Source organism: Streptomyces sp. JNUCC 64 (assembly GCF_054484115.1).
The window spans coordinates 3,370,829-3,392,715 of record NZ_CM137015.1; the positions used below are offsets into that span (position 1 = coordinate 3,370,829).

20 protein-coding genes are annotated in these 21,887 nt (G+C 73.9%); 6 read left to right on the forward strand and 14 right to left on the reverse strand.

What is annotated here, in order from left to right; genetic code table 11:
* The first annotated feature begins 2 nt into the window (after positions 1-2).
* Positions 3-1,553 (forward strand): alpha/beta hydrolase, encoded by a 1,551-nt coding sequence (locus ACVWNX_RS13645; protein ID WP_454414187.1) that lies wholly within the window; start codon positions 3-5, stop codon positions 1,551-1,553.
* A gap of 239 nt (positions 1,554-1,792) precedes the next feature.
* Here ACVWNX_RS13645 and dapF read toward each other — a convergent pair whose 3' ends face one another.
* The 8 genes from dapF to ACVWNX_RS13685 form a co-directional block, all read right to left on the reverse strand.
* Positions 1,793-2,836 carry a diaminopimelate epimerase gene (dapF, locus tag ACVWNX_RS13650; protein WP_454414188.1) on the reverse strand — a complete coding sequence of 348 codons (1,044 nt, stop codon included), beginning with the start codon at positions 2,834-2,836 and terminating at the stop codon, positions 1,793-1,795.
* Positions 2,837-3,108: 272 nt separating this feature from the next.
* Positions 3,109-4,461, reverse strand: coding sequence for an MFS transporter (locus tag ACVWNX_RS13655; RefSeq protein ID WP_454414759.1), 1,353 nt, complete (start codon positions 4,459-4,461; stop codon positions 3,109-3,111).
* Between the two features lie 267 nt (positions 4,462-4,728).
* Positions 4,729-4,926 carry a hypothetical protein gene (locus ACVWNX_RS13660; protein WP_454414189.1) on the reverse strand — a complete coding sequence of 66 codons (198 nt, stop codon included), beginning with the start codon at positions 4,924-4,926 and terminating at the stop codon, positions 4,729-4,731.
* Positions 4,923-5,249, reverse strand: a complete 327-nt coding sequence (locus ACVWNX_RS13665) for a hypothetical protein (RefSeq protein WP_454414190.1) — start codon at positions 5,247-5,249, stop codon at positions 4,923-4,925. Before ACVWNX_RS13665 ends, ACVWNX_RS13660 begins: the two co-directional genes overlap by 4 nt.
* Before the next feature lie 92 nt (positions 5,250-5,341).
* Entirely contained in the window at positions 5,342-6,115 is a 774-nt protein-coding gene (locus tag ACVWNX_RS13670; RefSeq protein ID WP_454414191.1) for a radical SAM protein, read from the reverse strand.
* Positions 6,116-6,304: 189 nt separating this feature from the next.
* On the reverse strand, positions 6,305-7,063 hold the full coding sequence (locus ACVWNX_RS13675; RefSeq protein WP_454414192.1) for a hypothetical protein: 759 nt from the start codon (positions 7,061-7,063) through the stop codon (positions 6,305-6,307).
* Positions 7,060-7,290 carry a hypothetical protein gene (locus tag ACVWNX_RS13680; protein ID WP_454414193.1) on the reverse strand — a complete coding sequence of 77 codons (231 nt, stop codon included), beginning with the start codon at positions 7,288-7,290 and terminating at the stop codon, positions 7,060-7,062. The genes ACVWNX_RS13675 and ACVWNX_RS13680 overlap by 4 nt, the downstream gene beginning before the upstream one ends.
* Before the next feature lie 435 nt (positions 7,291-7,725).
* Entirely contained in the window at positions 7,726-8,976 is a 1,251-nt protein-coding gene (locus ACVWNX_RS13685) for a helix-turn-helix domain-containing protein (protein WP_454414194.1), read from the reverse strand.
* A gap of 1,668 nt (positions 8,977-10,644) precedes the next feature.
* On the opposite strand from ACVWNX_RS13685, the gene ACVWNX_RS13690 reads away from it, so the two are divergent.
* Positions 10,645-11,616 carry a GlxA family transcriptional regulator gene (locus tag ACVWNX_RS13690; RefSeq protein WP_454414760.1) on the forward strand — a complete coding sequence of 324 codons (972 nt, stop codon included), beginning with the start codon at positions 10,645-10,647 and terminating at the stop codon, positions 11,614-11,616.
* Here ACVWNX_RS13690 and ACVWNX_RS13695 read toward each other — a convergent pair.
* From ACVWNX_RS13695 to ACVWNX_RS13705, 3 genes are all read right to left on the reverse strand, one after another.
* Positions 11,539-12,924 (reverse strand): MFS transporter, encoded by a 1,386-nt coding sequence (locus tag ACVWNX_RS13695; RefSeq protein ID WP_454414195.1) that lies wholly within the window; start codon positions 12,922-12,924, stop codon positions 11,539-11,541. The genes ACVWNX_RS13690 and ACVWNX_RS13695 overlap by 78 nt on opposite strands.
* A 327-nt stretch (positions 12,925-13,251) precedes the next feature.
* Positions 13,252-13,707, reverse strand: coding sequence for an ATP-binding protein (locus ACVWNX_RS13700; protein WP_454414196.1), 456 nt, complete (start codon positions 13,705-13,707; stop codon positions 13,252-13,254).
* 518 nt (positions 13,708-14,225) lie between these two features.
* A complete protein-coding gene (locus tag ACVWNX_RS13705) occupies positions 14,226-14,738 on the reverse strand; it encodes an EF-hand domain-containing protein (protein WP_454414197.1) in 513 nt (170 codons plus the stop codon).
* A 268-nt stretch (positions 14,739-15,006) separates the two neighbouring features.
* Here ACVWNX_RS13705 and ACVWNX_RS13710 point away from each other — a divergent pair, with 268 nt between their 5' ends.
* Positions 15,007-15,903 (forward strand): hypothetical protein, encoded by an 897-nt coding sequence (locus ACVWNX_RS13710; protein ID WP_454414198.1) that lies wholly within the window; start codon positions 15,007-15,009, stop codon positions 15,901-15,903.
* 122 nt (positions 15,904-16,025) lie between these two features.
* Here the strand turns inward: ACVWNX_RS13710 and ACVWNX_RS13715 are convergent, their stop codons facing one another.
* Positions 16,026-16,400, reverse strand: a complete 375-nt coding sequence (locus ACVWNX_RS13715; protein WP_454414199.1) for an STAS domain-containing protein — start codon at positions 16,398-16,400, stop codon at positions 16,026-16,028.
* 470 nt (positions 16,401-16,870) lie between these two features.
* On the opposite strand from ACVWNX_RS13715, the gene ACVWNX_RS13720 reads away from it, so the two are divergent.
* Complete coding sequence (locus ACVWNX_RS13720; protein ID WP_454414200.1) at positions 16,871-17,452, forward strand: sigma-70 family RNA polymerase sigma factor; 582 nt, start codon at positions 16,871-16,873, stop codon at positions 17,450-17,452.
* On the forward strand, positions 17,449-18,696 hold the full coding sequence (locus ACVWNX_RS13725) for a zf-HC2 domain-containing protein (protein WP_454414201.1): 1,248 nt from the start codon (positions 17,449-17,451) through the stop codon (positions 18,694-18,696). The genes ACVWNX_RS13720 and ACVWNX_RS13725 overlap by 4 nt, the downstream gene beginning before the upstream one ends.
* Before the next feature lie 43 nt (positions 18,697-18,739).
* Here the strand turns inward: ACVWNX_RS13725 and purU are convergent, their stop codons facing one another.
* Positions 18,740-19,612 carry a formyltetrahydrofolate deformylase gene (purU, locus tag ACVWNX_RS13730; RefSeq protein ID WP_454414202.1) on the reverse strand — a complete coding sequence of 291 codons (873 nt, stop codon included), beginning with the start codon at positions 19,610-19,612 and terminating at the stop codon, positions 18,740-18,742.
* Between the two features lie 70 nt (positions 19,613-19,682).
* Positions 19,683-20,129 (reverse strand): SCO4402 family protein, encoded by a 447-nt coding sequence (locus ACVWNX_RS13735; RefSeq protein ID WP_454414203.1) that lies wholly within the window; start codon positions 20,127-20,129, stop codon positions 19,683-19,685.
* A 441-nt stretch (positions 20,130-20,570) separates the two neighbouring features.
* Between ACVWNX_RS13735 and ACVWNX_RS13740 the strand changes: the two genes are divergently transcribed.
* On the forward strand, positions 20,571-21,842 hold the full coding sequence (locus ACVWNX_RS13740; protein WP_454414204.1) for an ABC transporter substrate-binding protein: 1,272 nt from the start codon (positions 20,571-20,573) through the stop codon (positions 21,840-21,842).
* Positions 21,843-21,887: the final 45 nt, after the last annotated feature.

Here is a 21,887-nt window from a genome sequence, read left to right on the forward strand (position 1 = left end):
CCATGCGCTTGAGCCTGAGACGCAGAACCCCCCTGATCGCCCTGGGCGTCGCCGCGACGCTCGCCCCGCTGCTCTCCGCCGTCCCGGCGACGGCCGCCGCCCCCGCGGCCGCCCCCGCCGGCACCCCGGTCCAGCGGCTGGCCTGGGAGCGGTGCGACCCCGACCCGACCTCGGTCGTCGAGTGCGCGACGCTCACGGTCCCGGTGGACTACCGGAAGCCGGAGGGGCGGACGATCGGGATCGCCGTCTCCCGGATCAAGGCCACCGACCCGTCCAAGCGGCGCGGCGCGCTGCTGTTCAACCCCGGCGGCCCCGGCGGCTCCGGGCTGTTCTACCCGGGCTGGGTGACGCGGAACACGCCGCGCTCGGTCACCGACCAGTACGACCTCATCGGCTTCGATCCGCGCGGGGTCGGCGCCAGCGCCCCGCTGGCCTGCGGCACCACCACCCGCGCCGAGCGGCTGACCTTCCGGCCCTACCGGGAGGACACCTTCGCCAAGGACGTCGACTGGGCCCGCGACATCGCCGCCAAGTGCCGGGCGAACGCCCCGGACATCAAGCACTACACCACCCGCAACACCGCCCGTGACATGGACCGGCTGCGCGCCGCGCTCGGCGAGCGGAAGATCTCGTACTACGGGATGTCCTACGGGACGTACCTGGGCTCCGTGTACACGCAGATGTACCCGCGCCGCACCGACCGCGTGGTGCTGGACAGCGCGGTCGACCCCCGCAAGGCGTGGCGGGGCATGGTCCAGTTCTGGGGTTCCGAGGCGGAGCCCGCCTTCGACCGCTGGGCGAAGTGGACCGCCGAGCGCTCGGCGCGGTACGGACTCGGGGACACCCCCGCCGAGGTCTCGCGGCTCTTCTGGGACCTGGTGGAGCGTGCCGACCGCACCCCCATCGACCTGGGCGGGCACCCGTACACGGGCCACGAGATACGGGACTGGATGCGCTGGGACATGTACCGCCCCGCGCTGGGCGCCGCGTTCCTGACGAAGTTGCGGGACGCCGCCGCGGGCCTGCCCGTCGAGCCCCAGCCTCCGTATGTGCCGAACGACAACGAGCTGGCCTCGTACGTGGCCGTGACCTGCGGTGACGTCAGCTGGCCCACCGATGTGGAGACCTACCGCGCCGACAGCCGACGGGACTCCGCGCGGTACCCGTTCTTCGGTGACTCGATCTCGAACATCGTGCCGTGCGCCTTCTGGGACCGTCCGGTCGAGCCCGCCACCCGGATCGGCAACCGGGTGCCCGCGCTGATCATCCAGAACGAGTGGGACTCCCAGACGCCGCTGGTCGCCGCCCGCGCGCTGAACCGGGCGCTGAAGGGCTCCCGGCTGGTGGAGGTCGAGGAGGGCGAGGGCCACGGGGTCTACGCCAGCGGCTCCTGCGCCGAGGAGTACGCCAACCGGTACCTCGCCACCGGCACGCTGCCCAAGGGCAACGTGACCTGCGCGAACGACCCGGCCCCGGCCGCCGCCGCCCGCTCCGCCGCTCCGGTCACCGGACCGGCGGCCCCGGGGCCGCGCGCCCCGTTTGGCGGACGCTGATCCACCGGGCCGCCGCGACCGGCCCCCGTCCCGCCCTGCGGGGCGGACGGCCGGTCGCGGCGGCCCGCCCACTCGCCCCGCCGACCGGACGGACACCGGACCTCCGGGGTCAGGTACCGGTCAGCGGGGTCAGGTACCGGCCGAGGGGCAGGTACTACCGGCCTGGGGGCAGGTACCTGCCCCCAGGCCGGTACCAGGCGGCCGGAGGCCAAGCGGCCGGGGTCAGAGGCCGGACGGGGTCAGAGGCCGGACGGGGCCTGCAACGTGGTCTCGACGCCCGCTTCCTTCAGCTCGGCGAGGTTCTGCGCGTTGAACGCGGCGAAGGCGTGGTTCTCCTCCGTGAACGGGACGCTCTCGTAGCGGACGGGCCCGTCCCCCAGCAGTGCCGCCGGGTCCAGTTCGACGGCGTACACGTTGGTCGCGTTGCCCTCCAGCACCGGCTGCCAGCGGTCGCCCTCGACCCGCATCCAACTGCGGGCCACCCCGCCCGGGTTGCGGACGACGACCGGCTCCCCGGGGTCCACCAGACCGAGCCGGGAGAGCACCGCCCGGGACGCGGCCACCCCCGAGCCGCACGAGGGGGTGAGCCCCGCGCCGCGCTCGAAGGTGCGCACGAAGACCTCGTTCTCCGTCAGGGGGCGCACGAAGGAGACGTTGCCGCCGATCGGGAAGGTGTCGACGGCCGTGGCGACCCGGCCGCCGGTCTCGATCAGCTCGGCCTCGTCATAGGCGTCGTACGCGCCGGGCCCGGTCTCCCGGTCCCCGCCGAGCACGCTGATCAGGTGCGAGTTCGGCACGGCGACCACTGAGACCCGGCGGTCCGGGTGGTACGCGGCGAGCGTCGCGTCCACCACCGGCCGCCCGGCCGACCCGGCGACGATCGGCTCCGCCGGGGCGAAGTCCACCGGGGGCAGTTCGACCGACACCCGGCGCACCCCGTGCTCCGTGGTCCCGGCGTCCCGGACGGTGAAGGCGTAGGGGCCGGTGCGCAGCACCACCGACTCGGCCTGGTGACGGTCGAGCAGCAGCCGTCCCGCACCGCGCATCCCGTTGCCGCAGAGCAGGGACGCCGAGCCGTCGGGGTTGTAGAAGTACGCCCGGGCGCCGCCGTCGCCGTCGTCGGCGACGAAGTAGACGCCGTCGGCGCCGAGCCCGCGCTCCCGGTCGCAGAGCAGCCGCACGGCCCGCTCGACGTCGGCCCCGGCGAAGTGGTCGGTGGGGGCGCCGTCGATGACCAGGATGTCATTGAGACTGCCGTGCGTCTTGGTGATCGACAGGGCCATGGTGTTCCGTTCGTCGTCCTGGGCCGTGCGTGGTGCGGGGGCGGGCCCGGTCGCGCGTGCCCCGGCGCCCGGCGGCGACGGTGCCGTCCGGAGGTCCGGGTGCCCCCGGCGGACGGCCGTGGCGGGCGGCCCGGCGCCTGCCCCTGTGCCGCAAGTCTAGGTCGTCCCCCAGGGAACGGCCCGGCCCGTGCGCACCACGGGTCGCACGGGCCGCACCGGACCCGTGCGACCCGTACGGGCGGGCCCGCCCCCCGTACGGGCCCGCCGGTCCCTCAGCCGGTCCGCGTACCGCCGACGGCGGCACCACCGGCGACGGGACCGGGACTCCCGGGCCCGGTCCCGTCACCGTTCCCGGTACCGCTGCCGACGCCGACGCCAGCGGTGCCGGGGGCCGGGGACGGCACGGCGGGCACCCGGCGGATCACCAGCACCATCAGCGTCGCCACCGCGCACAGCGCGCCCGCCGCGTACCAGACCACGTCGTACGAGCCGAAGACGTCCCGGGCGACCCCGCCCGCGAAGGCGATCACCGCGGCGCCGATCTGGTGCGACGCGAGGATCCAGCCGAACACGATCGCGCTGTCGTCCCCGTAGTGCTCCCGGCACAGCGCGATCGTCGGCGGCACCGTGGCGACCCAGTCCAGCCCGTAGAAGACGACGAAGAACAGCATCGGCGGGCGCACCTCGGGCGCCAGCAGCATCGGCAGGAACAGCAGTGACACCCCGCGCAGGGAGTAGTAGACGGCGAGCAGCCGACGGGCCTCGTAGCGGTCGGTGAGCCAGCCGGAGAAGACGGTGCCGATCACGTCGAAGACGCCGATGAGCGCGAGCAGCGAGGCCGCGGCGGTGACCGGCATGCCGTGGTCGTGACCGGCGGGCACGAAGTGGGTGCCGATCAGCCCGTTGGTGGACGCCCCGCAGATCGCGAAGGACCCGGCGAGCAGCCAGAACGGCCCGGTGCGGGCCGCCGACAGCAGCGCGTTCACCGTCCGCCGGGCGGCCCCGGTCACGGGCCCCGGCTTGGGGACGAACTCCTTCGCCCCGTACGGCGCCAGCCCCGCGTCGGCGGGGTGGTCGCGGAGCAGCAGCAGGACGAACGGCACCACGAGGAACGCCGCGCAGGCGACCGTCAGCGCGGCCGGGCGCCAGTCGTGCCGCTCCACCACCCAGGACAGCACCGGCAGGAAGACCAGTTGGCCGGAGGCGGCGGCCGCGGTGAGGAACCCGGTCACCAGTCCGCGCCGTGCCACGAACCAGCGGTTGACCACGGTCGCGGCGAACGCCAGCGCCATGGTGCCCGCGCCGCCCCCGGCGAGCAGGCCCCAGCAGAGGACGAGCTGCCACGGTTCGGTCATCCACACGGTGGCGCCCGCCCCGGCCCCGATCACCGTCAGCCCGGAGGCGACCACCCGTCGCAGACCGAAGCGGTCCATCAGCGCCGCCGCGAACGGGGCCGTCAGCCCGTACACGGCGAGGTTCACGGAGACCGCGAAGCCGACCGTCCCCCGCGACCAGCCGAACTCCTCCTCCAACGGGTCGAACAGCAGCCTCGGCAGGGAGGCGAAGGACGCCGCGCCGACCACCGTCACGAACGCCACGGCGGCGACGAACCACGCCCGGTGGATCCGCCCCGGCCGCCCCGGTCGCCCCGGTCGCCCCGGTCGCCTCGGCGATCCGGGCGTTTCCGGCGCTTTCGGCGCTTTCGGCGCTTTCAGCGCTTTCGGCTGCTCGGGGAGCCGCCTGGGGCCCCTTGGGTTCCGTCTCGGACGGTGCGTTGCCTTCCTCAGCTCCATCGTGGTTCCTCGCGCAGGACAGATGTCAAACAACATATTGGCTGGACGTGTGTGACCCCCGCCTGGTGCTGGGCCGGACGGGGGTCTCTGCCTGCGGGTTTAGCGTGTGGCTGCCTGGTGGTTGGTGGTGCACTGGCCCCCGTTGATGTCGCGGGGGCAGACGTGGTGGGTGATGTAGCCGGTGCCGCTCCGGCTGCTGTAGCCGATCTCCACGGGGGCGGTGGTCCAGTGGCCGCAGACGCAGCAGCGGGCGCCGGAGGGAGCGGGCGGGCCGTCTATGAGTGCGTCGCGGGTCATACCGTCGCCTCCGGGCGGGCCTGGTGGACGCCTCGCGCGGGCGGGTAGTCGTAGCCGCGTTCCGCGAACGCCGCCGCGTAGAACCGTTCGCGGTGGTGGGGCGGCAGGTACCGGGCCTCTTCGGCGCGGAAGACCGCCGCCGCTTCCGCGGAGCTGGGGCCGGTCCAGGGACGGTGCCGGGCCGGGGACACCGCCGGTTCAGGCGTGGGTGCGGGTTCGGGGTGGGTGAGGTAGGCGGCGGTGTGGCGGCCGGGGCGGGTGCGGCGGGTCAGGGGCAGACGGGTGAGCACCCATACGAGTGCACGGGCGATACGATCACGCATACGTCGGTCAGCTCCCTAAAGCTGGTTGGCGGAGCCCCGGGCGGACCGCTTAGGACCGGTCCGCCTGGGGCGTTTGTGTGTTGGGGGGAAGATCAGGGGACGGCTCGGTGGTGGCCGTTGAGGAGTTCGGCCAGTGGGGTGCGGCGGAGGTTGCCGGTGGGGGTGTCGGGCGTGAGCGCGCAACCGGTGACGTTGCCGTTGGGGTGGACGGTCAGGCGGCCCTGGGCGTGGCGGGGGTAGGTTTCGTCGAGGTTGGCGCCGGTGCCGGGTGGGGTGGCGCGTCCCGGGGGCCATGGGCGGTCGATGGTGATGCGGGTGACGTCCAGGTTGGTGAGGTCGGTGTGGGCCTGGTGGACGCGTTGGCCGGGGAAGGTGTCGGTGATGCGGGCGCGGACGCGGACGCCGCGTTGGACGGCTTCGCGGATGTTGTGGCGGGTGTTTCTGTGGCTGCTGGGGTGTCCGGTGAGGTACTCGTGCTGGTTCGGGGTGTCGCTGTGGTAGCTGGTGGTCACCCCGATGCCGGGCCGGGCGAGCAGGTCCCACCATCCGTCGTGGACGTGGATCAGGTCGGTGTACAGCTCGACGGTCAGCCCCGACGACAGCGCGTGGTCCGCAAAGTTGGTCCAGTGCGGGTGGAGGGTCGGTTCACCACCGATGAGCCGCAGGTGCGGAACGCCGAGCGTGGCGGCGTCGGTGATCACACGCCGCCAGCCGCCAGGGGTCATCGTCCCGGGCGCCGACCAGGGGTGGGGCTCGAACACACAGTGCGCGCAGTGGCGCGGGCAGCTGCCGGTGATCTCCAGCTCCAGCGCGGTGATCCCCGCGAACACCCCTCGGACCGGGGGCGGTTCGTTGGCCAGCGTCACAGTCGTTCGCCTTCCAGAAGGTTCGTCGTCGGAGTTGGGTGGGTGGTGCTCCCCCTGCCAGGCGACAGAAACAGCGGGGCAGGGGGAGGTCTACGGGCGCGCGCGTGGAGTCCGCCCCCGCCGGTGATCGCGCGGGGAAGCGGTCAACAGTCCGGCGGGGACGGAGCAGCGGGGCCGTGCGGCGGTGGGTCAGGGCGGGGGCGCGGGATGGAGGCCGATACCGAAGTGAGGCAGCGCGGCGATGGCCTGCACTGCACCGGTGACGGCCTGGTGCGGGGCGTGCCCGAGGGCGATGCGGCGCATGGTCTCCACCTGCCAGCCCTCGGGCAGCGCGGCGAGCAGGGCAGCCGTACGAGCACCCGCCGCCCGCTCGTGCCGGGGCACGTTCCCGGGTTCGCCGCCACTCCCTGAGCGCTGCTGGACCAGTCCCAGCGTTCCCCACAACGACGGGGGCTCCGCATCGAGGACGGGGGCGCGTTCGGCGCGGTGTCCGACCTCCAGCAACCGGAACACCTCGGCGCGCCACACGGGGCGGAGAGAGAGGTACCAGGCGAGCGCCTGCGCCGCCTGCTCGCCCTCCTTCAGGCGGCCTTCGGCTTCGGGCCAGCGGGCGACATTCCGCGGTTCGCAGTAGAAGGCGAAGAACGCGCACTCACGGACCAGCCCCGCCACGACCGGCCGCCAGTCCGTGACCTCCGGCGCCCACCCCGTGCTCACACTCCGGCCGGTAGCCAGCACCCAGTACATTGCCGCCCGCTCGGCGGACGGCAACTGATCCCACAACCCCTGGGCCTTCAGTTCCTCCCACACCAGGGGCGCGGCCCGGCCCGCCAGGGTCTGCACATCGGGCCAGTGAGCGGCACCCGGCCACTTCTCCAGCACATCCAGCGCACTACGCAGCTCATCCAGCCGCGCGGGGCTGTCGGTCCGAGCCTGGTCGTCGGTCATGCCTGCCCACCAGCGGGCCAGTGGAGGCCGGGCCCGGAAGCGAGCGGCCACGCGGTGAGGGCGTACGACCCGGAGTGCTCCGAGGTGAGGAACACGAACGGTTCCCCGGCGAGAAGCAGACGGCGCGCCTCGTCCCGGACACCGTCACGCAGCGCCCAGTCCCGGAGGGTGGTGGGGACGTCCTCGGGGTGCGCGTCCGGGGCCGGGAACAGGACCGTCGGGTTCATCCACGCGGACGGGTCCGGATCAAGGCCGTCCGCGATCCGCAACGCCTGTCCGCGCAACCATCTGAGGACCCGGCCCGGGTACGGGCTGGCGAACGACCCAAGTACCGTTTGCGCACATTGGCCACTCCCGGCCACCGGGCCCTCAGCCACGGCCAGCGCGCCATACGTGTGCCCATCCGGCCGTCCCACCATGTACAGGGGGACCGGATCGACCACAACGCCCGGCGTCCTCTTCCCGGGCGGTCGCGAGTGCCTAGCTTCTAAGTTCCGACTTGCGCAACGCGCCCTGAGCGCGTCGCTGAACTTGGTCATCGTGCTCTCTCCAAGGCTGGGGATCACGACGACCGTAGAGACTGACTATGCATCAGACCACAGGCGTGACGTGCGAGTCAGCAACGCTTCGCGCTCAAACTCGCACGCTCCGTACGGGTTCCGCTATCCGGTCACCTCCAGATGGGCGGCCAAGGTGCGCATCTCCTGCGTCAGAGTGCGCTTTCGCGACCCCAGAATGTCAACCATGATCTCTCGGGCCAGAGTCTGATGCTTGATCCACTCGGGTCGCGACGTCATGGCGGTCGTCAGCTCCTCGGTGGCTTCGACGTGTGAGCCCACGGCTGCGTACGCCGATGCGACATCAAGCCTATGCCGCTCCCAATCGGAACCGGATGGCATGCCAACCTTTTTGAGAGCCTTAGGGTTGAGCACATCGTCATTAAGGCGCGCCAACACGCCTCGCACATCTCCAACGATCGCCCGATCTTCGAGCTTCTTGATGGCCGCTGTGACAGGCCCGAAGTTTCCCCAGTGGGAGGGGAAATCGTGAACCTCTCGGGCCATCCCTGCGGCGGCGCGATCAACCATCTTGCGTGCGTGCTTTGCGTCGGCGGGCCGGTTATCCCGAATGCTGGCCGCTGCTACGGCCATCCACAGCTCCCCCCACACGACCACCCGATTCGCTTCGACCTCAGACATCTTGGGCTCAAAGCCCTCGGCTGTAGCTATAGCGACCGCACTGCACTCATCGAACCGGCCTTGGCGCAGCAGTAGCCAGCACGTGCCCACTACGCCAACGCCCATCACTTGCTGTGCCCCCACCTCGCGCGCCCGGCGGATACCCTCGGCAAAAGCATGGTAGGCCATGTCGTACTGCCTAACTTGCGTAAGGTATTTTCCGGTTAGGAAAAGGGTTTGAGCGTGGGCCGATACAGCGTCAACTAGATCTTCCTCCTCGGCGGCGGCGACCACTGAAAGAGCGCTCTTGACGAGTCCGGGGAGTCGGGCGGCAACAGACTGATAGCGGTCAGCCCGATACAGCGCGGTAGCGTCTTCTACCTCTCGGCGAAGTTTCCTGGCAGTCATGTCGTCAGGATTGATCACCGGATTGGAGATCACCTCCCCCTTCATGCCGACGGGTGGCATGAGAACGGACCGGAGCGAAATCAAGTCCCGCTTTGCGGAGTCCTCTTCCTTAACTGGCCTAGGTGCGCCAGAACCAAAAAGCGCGCTCGTCGGCACGTTGAGGCCACGCGCGATTGCGTGCAGGGTGGCGGTCCGAACGGTTCGCCCTTGCTCCGCTTTGGCCACAGTGTGCACCGACAGCCCAGCGGCCTCGGCTAGACCTTCCTGGCTCAGGCCCGCTGCTCGCCGGAACTTCCTGATGCGGTCGTGTACTTCATCCAGCGCCATGCGTACACCTCCTGCACCCACGGTACGCCGCGTCAATACCGTCAGGGCAGGGCGCAAGGCCCTTGCGGTAGTCAAACGGTTCGCCCCCGTGATGCCCGCACGGCTGACCAGCTATCCGGCCTCGGCCGTCGCGCGGCAGCTGCCGCTCCCCCTCGGCCCGTGTCGGCGGGTGGTCGCCTATCCGGCCTTGGCCCCGCGACGGCGGGGGTACGGTGCCCGGCTCCCCGTGCGCCTGGTGGACGGCGCCGTGGGCCACGCCCCCCACCCCTCCCCTCCCCGCTGCCGTCCAACAGGATTTGGGTACCAGCCGCACCCGGGTGACGGGGTGTCACGTATACCGCCCGGCGATGCCGCTCACTCGGGAGAGCGGGCGCCGGACACGCCGCCGGGGCTTGCTTCCGCTCTGGCGGGTCTGCGGTGGAGGCGCCGGGCCGTCTGATGGAGGGCTTGGGTGCGGCGGCTGGCGGGTGGCCGCGTCGGTGGGTCCGGGTGTGCGGTGAGGGCGGAGGAAGGCGGTGTGCGGATGGGCGGTCTGTGGTCCTGGCGGGCCTGGCGTGGCGGCTGGGGACTGCGTGGGTGGTCCGCACACGGTTCTGTGTCCGTGGGGTGGAGCGGAGTGGGAACGGGTTGCCCGTGTGTGGGTGGCCGTTCTGGGGTGAACGGTCTGTCCCGGGTGGCCCTTCCCGGTCAAGGGTGCTGAACCGGCGTGGGCGGCCTGGCCGGGACCGGCCGGAGGGCGCAGCCCGGCCGTGGGCCGACCCGCGCGGCGGCGCGCAGCGCCGCCCTTGAACAAGTAGAGAAGGTTTACGCCGATCCGGGCCACCGGACATCCCGACACGGGGGCAGGCACCGGGGGAGCGAGCGGGGCCACCACGCACGGCACATCCCCGGCCCGCCGCCGGGTGAAGGGCCGCATAGCCGCAGACACCGGCGGAGCACAGGCAGATGCCTGAAGACCTTCAGGACCTGCCAGCACGGGCCCGCTCACCCGGCCGCGCTCCAAGGCGACCTGCCCGGTCCCACAGCCAGCAGACACCCCACACCCCGGAACCACCCGGCGAACCCGACAGAGAGATGTGTTCTTAGGCATCCGTCCCGCGCAGTTCCCCGCGCCCCTGCGGGGCGCCCTGTACCAGGGCCCACGGCAGCGTCCCCGTCAGGAGCGCCCCGCCGGGGGCGCGGGAGCGGCGCGGCCTGCCCCCACCGACCCGCGCGGACCCGCACGGGCCCGTGAACCAGCTTCGGGCGACCTGTACCGCCGTACGAGTGGCCCGAAAGACAGTGGTCGCTAGGATCGGGCCATAGGATCGGGGCATGGCCCCTCACCCCCCGTCCCGCACCCGCGCCGCCGGACGGCTCCCGGCTCCGGCCCCTCGCCGGACGGCACTCCGGGCGACCCCCACTCCGCACCCGACGCCCAGGGCCACCCGCCCGGACGGGGTCACGGCCCCCGCCGTCAGGGCATCGGACGGTACGTGCCCCTCCGGCGACGCCACGGACGACGCCCCGCCGCACGGCACCACGGGCCGCGCCACGAACAGGAGGGGCGGGGACGGGAGCGTCGGGGACCAGAGCGTCGGGGGCGGCGCGCCCGACCGGGAAGGCGTACCGGGCCGAGAAGGCGTACCCGACCGGACGGGAACCGACACCGCGCCGCGCCCGCACCGGGTGGTGGTGCTCGCCCTCGACGGGGTCATCCCCTTCGAGCTGGGCATCCCGCGCCGCATCCTGGGCGGCGCCCGCACCGCCGACGGCCGGCATCCGTACGAGGTGGTGACCTGTTCGATCCGGCCGCCGGGCCCGGTCCGCGCCGAGGCCGACTTCGCCATCCTGGTGGCGAACGGTCCCGAGGCCCTGGCCACCGCCGACACCGTGGTGATCCCCGCCGCCCATGACCTGGGCCCCGCCCACGAGCGGAACGAGCTGCCCGGGGAGCTGGCCGCCGCCCTCGCCCTGATCCGCCCCGGCACCCGGCTGGTGGCCATCTGCACGGGCGGCTACGTACTGGCCGCCGCCGGTTGGCTCGACGGGCGTCCGGCCACCACCCACTGGTCCTCCGCCGAACACTTCCAGCGGCTCTTCCCCCGGGTCCGGGTCGACCCCGACGTGCTGTTCGTCGACGACGGCGACGTCCTCACCTCCGCCGGGGTCGCCGCCGGGATCGACCTGTGCCTGCACCTGGTGCGCCGGGACCACGGCACCGCCGTCGCCAACGACGTGGCCCGCCGCACCGTCGTCCCGCCGCACCGCGACGGCGGACAGGCGCAGTACATCGAACGCCCGGTGCCCGAACCCCGGATCTCGACGACGGCCACCGCCCGGGCCTGGGCGCTGCCCCGGCTGCACCAGCCGCTCCAGCTCAAGGACCTCGCCGCCCGGGAGTCCATGTCGGTGCGGACCTTCACCCGCCGCTTCCGCGAGGAGGTCGGCATCAGTCCCGGGCAGTGGCTCACCCAGCAGCGGGTGCAGCGCGCACGGCAGTTGCTGGAGTCCAGCGACCTCGGCATCGACCAGGTGGCGGACGACGCCGGGTTCGGCACCGCGCAGTCGATGCGCAAGCACCTACAGTCGGCCCTCGGCGTCACCCCCACCGCGTACCGGCGCACCTTCCGCGCGCTCGGCGACCGCCCCGGCACCTAGTCCGGCGCCCCCGGTACCTGGTCCAGCGATCCCAGGACCTGACCCCGCGGCCCCGGGAGGTGACGCGAGCGCCCCGGGAGCCGATCCGGCGGCGGCCGTCCCGGAGCCCGGCCCGGCGGTGACCGTCCGGCCGCCGCCCGGGGACCCCGCCAGGGGCACCCGTCTCTCCCCCACCGCCGCCGCCACGATCAGCACCGCCACCAGCGCGGCGCCGCCGAGGATCGCCCCGGAGGGGGTGGTGACCTCCAGCAGGACACCCGCGAGGGAACCCGCCGCCGCGTACCCGGCGCCCACCACCGCGTACATCACGGAGTACCCGGCGGCCACCGCGCTCGGCGGCAGTGCCTCCCGCAGCGCGAGGTTGCGCACCAGCAGGGCGCCCGACTGGAAGACGCCACCGAGGACCAGGGCGGTGGCCAGGGCCGCCGGGTGCGGGACCAGTGCCAGGACGACCACCGAGGCCATCAGCCCGCACAGCAGCACCAGCGCCTGTGTCGGCAACCGCCCCGGCCAGCGGCGCAGCCCGTACGCGTAGGCCCCGGCCAGGGCGCCCAGCGACATCCCGGCGAGCAGCGGGCCGGACCAGCCGACGGCGACGCCCCGGTGCTCCAGCAGCGCGGGCAGCACCAGTTCGGCCAGGGCGAGCGGGGCCAGCCCGGCCGCGCCCATCACGTACACCGGCCAGACCCGGACCAGCAGCCGGAACACCGGGGCGCCGTCGCGGTCGGCCGGATCGGCGGACCAGCCCGGCGGGAGCAGCCGGAGCCCGGCCGCCGCGGCCACCAGCAGGACCGCGGCGAGCAGCGGCGGCAGCCGGGGCTCGACGCCGAGGGCGAGCGCGGCCACGGCGGCCGGGGACAGCGCCCAGATGACGCTGTTCAGCATCGATTCCACGGAGAGCGTCCGGGGGACCAGCCGCTCCGGCACCAGGCTGGTCAGCAGGGCCCGCAGTCCGCCCGCGCCGGCGGCCGGACCCGCGCCCGCGAGGAAGGCGAGCGCGCCGAGGAGGACGGGGTGCGCGCCGGGCAGCGCGCCGAGCCCGGCGAAGCCGAGGGCACCGGCCAGCATCCCGGCGGCGAGGTGCGGTCTGGCCCGCTCGGGTCGCAGCCGCATCCCGAGCAGGGGCGCCCCGACGATCTCACCGAGCACGTAGACGGCGGCGAGCAGGGCGCCGAGGGCGTAGCCGCCGGGGCGCTCGCGGACCAGGAAGACGAGGGCGAGCGGGGCCATGGCCACGGGCAGCCGGGCGCCCACGGCCACCAGGGCCCAGACGACCACCCGACGGGAGAGCACCTCGCGATAACTCATGCGTCGAAGGTAACGAACCCGGCTGACAGCGCTCCCCGGCCTGTGGAAAACCTTGCCGACGAGCGACCCCACCCCTGTGGATAACTCCGGCCCCCGCCTGGCCGGGCCCGGCGGGAAGCCGGTACCGGGTCAGGCGGGGGCCGGACGGAAGCACTGGACGGAAGACCGCCGGACGGACCACCGGACCACTGGACCGCTGGAGCAACGGAGCAACGGAGCAACGGAGCAACGGAGCAACGGACGAGGCGAACGGCCGGACGACGGAGAGCGGAGGAGCGGGCACGGACGGGGGGAGAGACGGCAAAGACGGACGCTGACGGCTGACGGTCAGGCGATCTCGTAGGCGCAGCCGTAGCCGCCGGACGGCTGGGCGGGGGAGGCGGTGCGGTCGACCTCGCACCAGATCCGCTTGCCGGACCCCTCCTGCTGCCAGCCCCACCGGTCGGCGAGCCCGTCGACGAGTTCGAGTCCGCGACCGCCGGTCTCGTCGCCCTCGGCGCGCCGGGGGCGGGGCGGGCGGGCGCAGGAGTCCGCGACCTCCACCCGGACGGTCGCGGGCGCCGCCTCGGCCCGGCCCGACAGCAGCAGCCGCAGCACGGCCGGGCATCCGGCGTGGACCACCGCGTTCGTCACCAGTTCGGAGACCAGCAGGATCAGGGTCTCCGCCACCGGTTCGTCCGCGGCTATGCCGGAACCGGCGAGCCGGGACCGCGCCCACCTCCGGGCCCGTCCCACCTCCGCGGGGTCTGGCCGGACTTCCAGCTGAACCTGAAGCACCTGCACCGCTCACACCATCCGAACCGGCGGACACATCGCCTCGCGCCTCCCAGGGGTCACGGAACGTGATTCCCTTGCGAGACAGCATGGTTGACGTTCAGTCACCCCAACAAGCGCTTCGGGCATATTCCAGCGCGAAGGAGTACGCGTGCGGCATACTGTGCGACGCTCATCGGGGACAGTCGAACAAGCGGGCGTCAGACCGCTTTTTGTGCGAGTCGACAGGCATGTGACCAGCCACGGAGTCGCCTCAGGGGCAACACCGGCATGGCTGGGCCTCAGCTGCGCTCGCATCCCTCACACGGTACCGGAGTAACGGCTCCGCACCACAGCGTGACGAGTCACGCGAAGGACACAACCCGGTAAACCCGGCGGACGGCCGAGCCGACGCCCACTCTGCGTGACCATCTCCCCTCCGCCACCACGCGGTTGGCCCCGCTCGGTGACCGACCCTCCGTCACGGACACGTGTGAGCCCCGGCGCGGACGGATCCGCGCCGGGGCCGGGCGCCCCTGGGAGGGCGGTTACTCGGGGACGGTGAAGTACCGGGCGAACGCGGTGACCACCTCGGTCTCGGTCACCCGCCCGTCGGCGTCGGCGTCGAGCGCGGCGGCGGCCGGTCCGGCCAGTTCCTCCGCGACCCCGAGGCAGCGCAGCACCCGCGCGGTCTGCTCGACGGTGGCCGTCCCGTCCGCGTCGGCGTCCGCCACCGCCAGCGCGGCCTGCAGGAACGGACGGGCGATCTCCGCGAACCGGTCCGGGTTGTCGCGCAGCCGCTTGACGGCGCCGTGGACGAACTCGTCCCGGGTGATGCGCTGGTCACCGTCGCGGTCGGCGATCCCGGCCATGCCCTGCCAGAACGCCTCGGCACCCTGGTACAGGGCCTGGCCCTTGTCGCAGCGGGCCGTGGTGCCGAACTCGGCGAGCAGGTTCTTGGCCGCGGAGCTGAAGTCCTCGCGGTCGATGTAGCCGTTGCCGTCCTGGTCGAAGGTGGCGAAACGGGCGGCGATCCTGCGCTCGCTCTCGGTGCTGACCATGTGTTCTCGGACCGCCTCACGTTACGGGTTCCGGTTGCTTCCGACGGGAGCGTACGTCCTCGCGCGCCGTCGCGGGTGGGGAACCCCGTCGCTGGTGCGCGGGCGCCCGCCGGAGTCCGTCCGAAAACCCTCCGGTCGGGCCCGGTCCGGGCGGTCCGCGGACCGTCGGGGGCTGTGCCTCGGGAGCCGTCGCTGTCACCCTGGAGGCGGGGCCGGAACCGGCACGAGGACCGGAGCCGGGCGACGACCGGGAGACGGGGGACGGGAAGTGACGGACGGTCTGACGGGTCTGTCCTCCGGCTGGGTCTTCGTCGTGGTCTGGGTCTGCTCGTTCACCGTGCTGACGGCGGGCTCGCTGCTCCGCCTCGGCCACCGGCGGTGGCGGGACCGCCGGGCCATCGGGCGCTTCCCCGGGGCCGGGCCCGCCGTGCCCGTCCTGGCCGCGTACCACCTGGCCGGGCCCGCCGACCGGGAGCGCGCGGCGGCCCGGGCCGGAACGCTGGTGCTGTCCCGTCGGGAGCGGCACACCGGCCGGGGACGCGGCGGGGGGCGGAAGCCGCGCCCGGAACCGCACCCCCTGCTGGAGACGCTCCAGGCGGCCGTCCGGGACGCCGGGGAGGGCGCCGGAGGGGCCGTCCCCCTCGACCGGGTGATGGCCTCGCCCCGCTTCCCGGCCTTTACCGGCCTGCTGCGCGAGGAGGCGCGACGGCGCCTCCCCCGGCTCCGCACCCGTCACGCGCCCGGTCGGGTGGCCGCGTGGGCGGCGGTGGGGAGCCTGCCCGCCGTCCTCGTCCACGGCATCGGGTTCCACTCCCGTCAACCCGGCGCGAGCGGGGCCTGGTTCCTGATCGCCCTGGCCGCGCACGCGCCGGTGGCGCTCTGGCTGGGACTGGCGGACGGAAGGAGCGCCGCGTCGGCGTGGCCCGCCTTCGACGCGCTGTGCGAACGCCACCTCGCCGCGACGGAGGCCACCGCCCCCCGGCCGGATCGGGCCCGGTCGGAACGGGCCGCCGACCCGGGCGCCCGGCCGGGGACGACGGACCCCGCGCGGAACCGCCCCGGACCGGACCGCGCTCCGGGCTGGTGGGCCGACGGCGGCGGGGTCGGCGCGGGCGGCTCCTGCGGCGGAGGCTCCTGCGGCGGCGGGTGCGGCGGCGGGACCTGAACGCACGGCCCGCGCCCACGCCCGCGCGGCGGTCCGGACGGTCCGGCCGCACGGCCCGCGCCCGCGTCCACGCCCGGGGACGGGACCTGGACCGGGACCGGGACCTGGACCGGGAACGCGGCCTACGCCGACAGGGGCTCCGCCCGCTCGCTCACCGCCGCCTCCACGTCCGGGTACACCTCGAAGAGCCGACGGACGCCGAGCGCGGCCAGCACCCGGTTCACGTGCGAGCCCTCGACCGCGCCGCGCGCGGGCAGCGTCAGCCGCAGACGGCCCCGGCAGGAACGGATCAGCCGTCGGGTCGCGATGAGCACGCCGACCCCGCTGGAGTCGCAGAAGAACACGTCGGACAGGTCCAGCACCAAGCGGTGCCGTCCCTGCGCCACGACGTCCCGCACGTGCTGCCGCAGCACCGGCGACGTCATCAAGTCCAACTCGCCCGAGACCCTGAGCACGGCCCACTCGCCCCGCTCGTCCTCGGTCACCCTGAACGCCACGCTCCAGCCCTTCGTCCGCCGAACCGCCGAATCCGTCCGGAACCCTCGCCGCACCGCCCGTACTTCCCGTGCTCCCGGTCCTCTCCGTCCACGGCGGCACCGTCGCCGTCGCGCCGCCCGGAGATCCGGAAGCGGTTCTTACGCTTCCCTGGCCGACTGCCCGTGGCAGCCGCCGTGAAACACGGGTATTCAGAATCGTGAAGAGAAGTATTCGCCCTGTCACGATCACATTCGGACAGGTGTTTTCAACACCCGCCGCACACACGACACATGGGCCGAAATACCGTCCACACCCCGTCTCCATCTGCGGATTTACTGGAAATCTCATAAGGCAAAGGGACGGACGCGCCCGTCCCGGACGACTACATTCGAGGTGCGGAGCGCCGACCCGCGCACCGCGACGACGAGCGGGCAGCGGGCACGCCGCTTGCGGGCGGGACGTGCGACGGGGCCGTGGACGAGGGGGCCGGATGGCGAAGGACGTTCCGCCGCGCTGGGACCGGCGGACGCACCAGCGGCTGACGCGCGGCGAGGCCGCCGCGCTCGGCGAACTGTACGACCGCTACGCCTCCCTGGTGCACGGACTGGCCCACCGGGTACTCGCGGACGAGGCCGGGGCCGACCGGATCACCCGGGAGGTCTTCACCCACGTCTGGGAGCACCCCGGCGCCTACGACCCCCGGCAGGGCCCGCTGCGCACCTGGGTCGCCTCGCTCACCCACCGCTTCGCCGTCGAGCGGCTGCGGCGCACCGAGACGGCGGCCCTCACCGAGGGCACCGCCGACGCCGCCGCCTCCACCGCCGAACTCGAACGGAAGGTGCGGCACGCGGCCACCACCGCCCGTGCCGACTACATCGTCGCCGCGATGCCCGCGTCCCTGCGCACCGCGCTGGAACAGGCGTATTTCCAGCGCCGGGACTACCGGACCACCGCCGCCGACCTGGGCGTGACCGCCGAGGAGGCCCGGCGCAGGCTCCGGCTCGGCCTCCAGCTGCTGGCCACCGCCCACGACACGGCGGGCACCCCGCCCGAACCGGGGCACCCCCGGTGAGCGCCGTCCACGGGCCGCCGGACCCCGTCCCCGTCGGCCCCGCACCCGGCCCGCCGGAACCCGTACCCGCTGGCCCGTCTGGCCCCGCTGGCCCCGCTGGCGACGGAGTGGGGCCGCTGTCGCACGAGGTGCTCAAGTCCCTGCTCGGCGCCTGGGCGCTGGGCGCCTGCGGCGCCGGGGAGACGGCGGCCGTGGAGCACCACCTCGGCGGCTGCGCGCCCTGCGCCGCAGAGGCCCTGCGGCTGCGGGACGCGGTGCCCCTGCTGCGCCCCGCCGAACCCCTGGACCTGGACCCCCTGCTGCGCGCCCGGGTCCTCGACGCCTGCCTCGGCCGCCGTCCGGCCCGGGTGCCCGTCCCCGAGTGGGCCGCGCCGTACGACGCGGAGACGGCCCGGCTCGACGCGCTCCTCCAGGACTTCGGCGACACCGAGTGGCACACCCCCGTGCGGCTGCGCTGGTACGAGGACGCCGGGCCGCGCAGCCGGGAGACCACGGTGGCCGGGGTCATCGCCCATCTGCTGACCGTCGACGGGATCGTGGCCGCCGCGCTCGGCCTGGACGATCCGCTGCGGCCCCCGGGAGAGCCGGGCGGCACCGGGGTGCTGGGCCCGGCGGCGCGCACCGAGGCGTACTGGCACGCCTTGGACGCCCCGCCCGACCGCGCGGTGCGGGTGCCCTGGCGGGAACAGGCCCACGCCCTCACCCGGACCGCCGCGCTCGGCGCGGACGACACCGCGCCGCAAGCCGGACGGAACGGGGAACTCCCGGTTCCGTACGGGGAGTTCACCCTGCCGCTGCGGGAGGCGATGCTGGACCGGGCCTTCGAGTGCTGGGTGCACGCCACGGACATCGCCGAGGCGGTCACCTATCCGTACGGGCCCCCGGCGCCCCGCCATCTGCGTCAGCTGGTCGCCCTGGGGGTGCGGGTGCTGCCCCGGACGCTGGCCCGGCGACGGCACGCGGGGCTCGTACCGCCCGGACCGCGCGCGCCCCGGCGCAGCGTCCGGCTGGAGATCGAGGGCTCGGGCGGCGGCGACTGGCACATCCCGCTCGATCCGCCCGGCGCCGCCGGTACGGCGGACGCCGCCGCGCACCAGGTCGCGCACGTGGCCCTGGACGACACCGAGTTCTGCCGGCTGGCCGCCGGGCGGGTGGCACCGGAGGACGCTGCGGCGGGCCGCGAGGGCGACACCCGGGCCATCCAGGAGGTACTCGCCGCCACGGCGTCCCTCAGCCGGTTGTGAGCCCGGAGCCCGGCCCCGGGGCTCAGGGCTCAGGACTCGATGCTCAGGGGAAGATGACCGTGCGGCTGCCGTTGAGCAGGATGCGGCGCTCGGCGTGCCACTTCACGGCCCGCGCCAGCGCCTGGCACTCGACGTCCCGGCCGACCGCCACCAACTGGTCCGGGGTGACGCCGTGGCCCACCCGCTCGACCTCCTGCTCGATGATCGGGCCCTCGTCGAGGTCGGCGGTGACGTAGTGCGCCGTCGCGCCGATCAGCTTCACGCCCCGGGCGTGCGCCTGGTGGTACGGCTTGGCGCCCTTGAAGCTCGGCAGGAACGAGTGGTGGATGTTGATGATCCGCCCGCTGAGCCGCTTGCACAGGTCGTCCGAGAGCACCTGCATGTAGCGGGCGAGGACCACCAGCTCCACGTCCCGCTCCCGGACCAGCTCCAGCAGCTCCGCCTCGGCCTCGGGCTTGTTGTCCCGGGTGACGGGGATGTGCCGGAACGGGACGCCGTAGGACTCGACCAGCTCCGCGAAGTCGGTGTGGTTGGAGACGACCGCCGCGATCTCCACCGGCAGCGCCCCGGTCCGGGCGCGGAACAGCAGGTCGTTCAGGCAGTGCCCGAACTTGCTGACCATGAGGACGACCCGCATCTTCTCGTCGGCCCGGCTGATCCGCCAGTCCATCTGGAAGGAGTCGCCGACCGCCGCGAAGCTCGCCCGCAGCTTGTCGAGGGTCACCGGGGCCTCCGCCGAGAAGTGCACCCGCATGAAGAACAGACCCGTGTCGTGGTCGCCGAACTGCTGGCTGTCCTCGATGTTGCAGCCGGTCATGAACAGATAGCTGGAGACGGCGTGCACGATGCCCTGCTTGTCGGGGCACGACAGCGTCAGGACGTACTGCTCGGCGGGGGCGGTGACCTGATCGTTCATGCGGTCCAGAATCCCACACCGGGCCCCGCGCGGGGCCCCGTCTCAGCGGGCGGACAGGGTCGGACCGCGCTCAGCCGCCCCGCGTCATGATCCGCAGGACCTCCAGGGTGCGCGGCGGCTGGTCCGGGTCGTCGGCGTCGGCCGTCGCCAGCCGGACGTGCGCCTCGCGGGCCGCGTGCACCGCCTCCGGCCAGCCCGGGTGGTCCAGATAGGCGGAGACCGCCGCGTCCGGGCCCACCTGGTGCATGATCCGCAGCACCCGGAGCACCGCGGCGTCCACCAGGGCGGCCTCCTCGGCGTCCCGGAAGATCGTCCCCACGTACTTCTCGGCGGACCAGTTGTCCAGCCAGGTGTCCTCGACCAGGCGGTACACGGCGTCGGTGACGTCCCCGTACTCGGTGCGCCCGGCCAGCCAGCACTCCCGCTGGAAGGCCGGGTCGGAGAGCATGTGCAGCGCCGAGCGCACATTGCCGCGCCAGCGCCACCACGGCATGTCGTTGAGTGCCATACCGCCCATGGTGGAGGAGCGGCGGCCGCGACGGGAAGGATTCTCCGGACCTTGCACGATTCCCGATCGTACGTTCCCCCCGGCGGGCCACGCACCGTCCCCCGCAATTCACCCCGGTGTCATCCGTCCTTGCCCCGGTGACACTCGGCCGTTGGGAAGGCCCCGCGATCGTGCGGAACCATGACCGGCCCACGCCGTACCCCCGGGTACCCCACCGCTGCCCCCGCCTCCCCCGTTTCCTCCCCCGTTGCCTCGCTCGGCTCCCCCGGCTCCCCCGGCTCCACTGGCGCTCCCGTTCCCTCCAGCGCCCCCGCCCCCCTCGTACCCCCTGGCTCCCCCTGCTCCCTCAGCGCTCCCGCCTCCCCCGTCTCCCCCGCCGTCCGTCCGCGCCCGGGCGGGAGCCAGGGCCGGGTCCGGGTCCGGGTCCGGAGCCGGGGCCGGGTCCGTCCCGTGGCGGCCGTGCTCGCGTTCTGCGCCGCGCTCACCACGGGCTGCGGAACCGTGTTCGGCTCCTCCGGCGACCCCGGCCCGGTCACCGTGCTGACCTGGGCCCCCGAGAAGACCGGGGCCCACGACCTGCCGGGCGTGCCCGCGATGGCCCGTGCCTACGGCCGCTGGGTCAACGCCCAGGGCGGTCTCGGCGGACGGGAGCTGCGGGTGCTGACCTGCAACGAGCGCAACGACGCGGTGGCCGCCCAGAAGTGCGCCCGGCGGGCGGTGGACGAGGACGCGGTGGCCGTCGTCGGCTCGTACAGCCAGCACGACCGGGCCTTCCTGAGCACCCTGGAGATGGCGGGCATCCCCTACCTCGGCGGCCACGGCGTCACCCCCGGGGAGTTCAACAGCACGATGGCGTACCCGGTGAACGGCGGTCAGCCCGCGCTGATGGCCGGGCTGGGCAGACAGCTCGCCGACCGTTGCGCCTCGGTGGCGCTGGTGCGTCCCGACACCGTCGCCGGGGACTCGCTGCCGCCGCTGTTCGCCGCCGGACTGGCCGAGGGGGGCGGCGGCGCGCCCGTCGACGTACGGGTCGCGGAGCGGGCCACCGACTACGCCCGGGACGCGCGCCGGGCGGTGGAAGGGGTCGGGCCGGCCGCCGGGAGCGGGGCCCCGGGCGGCGGGGCCCAGGGCGGCGGGGACGAGGGGACCCGGGGGTGCGTCGTCGCGGCGCTCGGGGACCGCACCCGGACCTTCATGGACTCGTTCCGGCGCACCGGGGACCACCCCTCGGTCCGGGTGGCGGCCGCGTTCGGCAGCGTGGACCAGGCGGTCGTGGACAGCACGGGCGGCGGGTCGGGCCCGTACGAGGGGGCCTACGTCTGCGGCTGGTACCCGGTGGCCTCGGACCCCCGGTGGAAGGCGATGCGCGAGGTGATCCGGGAGCACGCGTTCGACGACAACCGCGTCGATCCGGCGGACGCGGGGGTGCAGACCACCTGGATCGCCTACACGGTGCTGCGGGAGGTCGTCGCCTCACTGGACGGGGGCCCGGTGACCGCGCGGACCGTGCGCGCCGCCCTGGACGACGGCCTCCGGGTCGACACCGGCGGGCTGACGCCCCCGCTGCGCTGGCGGTACGAGGACCTGCTCGGGCTGCGGGACCACCCCCGGGTGGTGAACGCGAACGTCACCTTCCAGACCGTGCGGGACGGACGGCTGGTGTCGGCGCGGCGCGGGTTCACGGACGTCACCGGGCTGCTGGAAGGCGCGCCCCCGCGATGAGCGCGCTCCCCCTCCCCGGGCGCCCGGGGAGGGGGTCCGCTGCCG

Bases quoted from the DNA above. Each gene is read 5' to 3' on its own strand.
- ACVWNX_RS13645 (WP_454414187.1), top strand. From the start codon at position 3: ATGCGCTTGAGCCTGAGACGCAGAACCCCCCTGATCGCCCTGGGCGTC.
- dapF (WP_454414188.1), bottom strand. From the start codon at position 2,836: ATGGCCCTGTCGATCACCAAGACGCACGGCAGTCTCAATGACATCCTG.
- ACVWNX_RS13660 (WP_454414189.1), bottom strand. From the start codon at position 4,926: ATGACCCGCGACGCACTCATAGACGGCCCGCCCGCTCCCTCCGGCGCC.
- ACVWNX_RS13665 (WP_454414190.1), bottom strand. From the start codon at position 5,249: ATGCGTGATCGTATCGCCCGTGCACTCGTATGGGTGCTCACCCGTCTG.
- ACVWNX_RS13675 (WP_454414192.1), bottom strand. From the start codon at position 7,063: ATGACCGACGACCAGGCTCGGACCGACAGCCCCGCGCGGCTGGATGAG.
- ACVWNX_RS13680 (WP_454414193.1), bottom strand. From the start codon at position 7,290: ATGAACCCGACGGTCCTGTTCCCGGCCCCGGACGCGCACCCCGAGGAC.
- ACVWNX_RS13685 (WP_454414194.1), bottom strand. From the start codon at position 8,976: ATGGCGCTGGATGAAGTACACGACCGCATCAGGAAGTTCCGGCGAGCA.
- ACVWNX_RS13695 (WP_454414195.1), bottom strand. From the start codon at position 12,924: ATGAGTTATCGCGAGGTGCTCTCCCGTCGGGTGGTCGTCTGGGCCCTG.
- ACVWNX_RS13705 (WP_454414197.1), bottom strand. From the start codon at position 14,738: ATGGTCAGCACCGAGAGCGAGCGCAGGATCGCCGCCCGTTTCGCCACC.
- ACVWNX_RS13720 (WP_454414200.1), top strand. From the start codon at position 16,871: ATGGCGAAGGACGTTCCGCCGCGCTGGGACCGGCGGACGCACCAGCGG.
- purU (WP_454414202.1), bottom strand. From the start codon at position 19,612: ATGAACGATCAGGTCACCGCCCCCGCCGAGCAGTACGTCCTGACGCTG.
- ACVWNX_RS13735 (WP_454414203.1), bottom strand. From the start codon at position 20,129: ATGGGCGGTATGGCACTCAACGACATGCCGTGGTGGCGCTGGCGCGGC.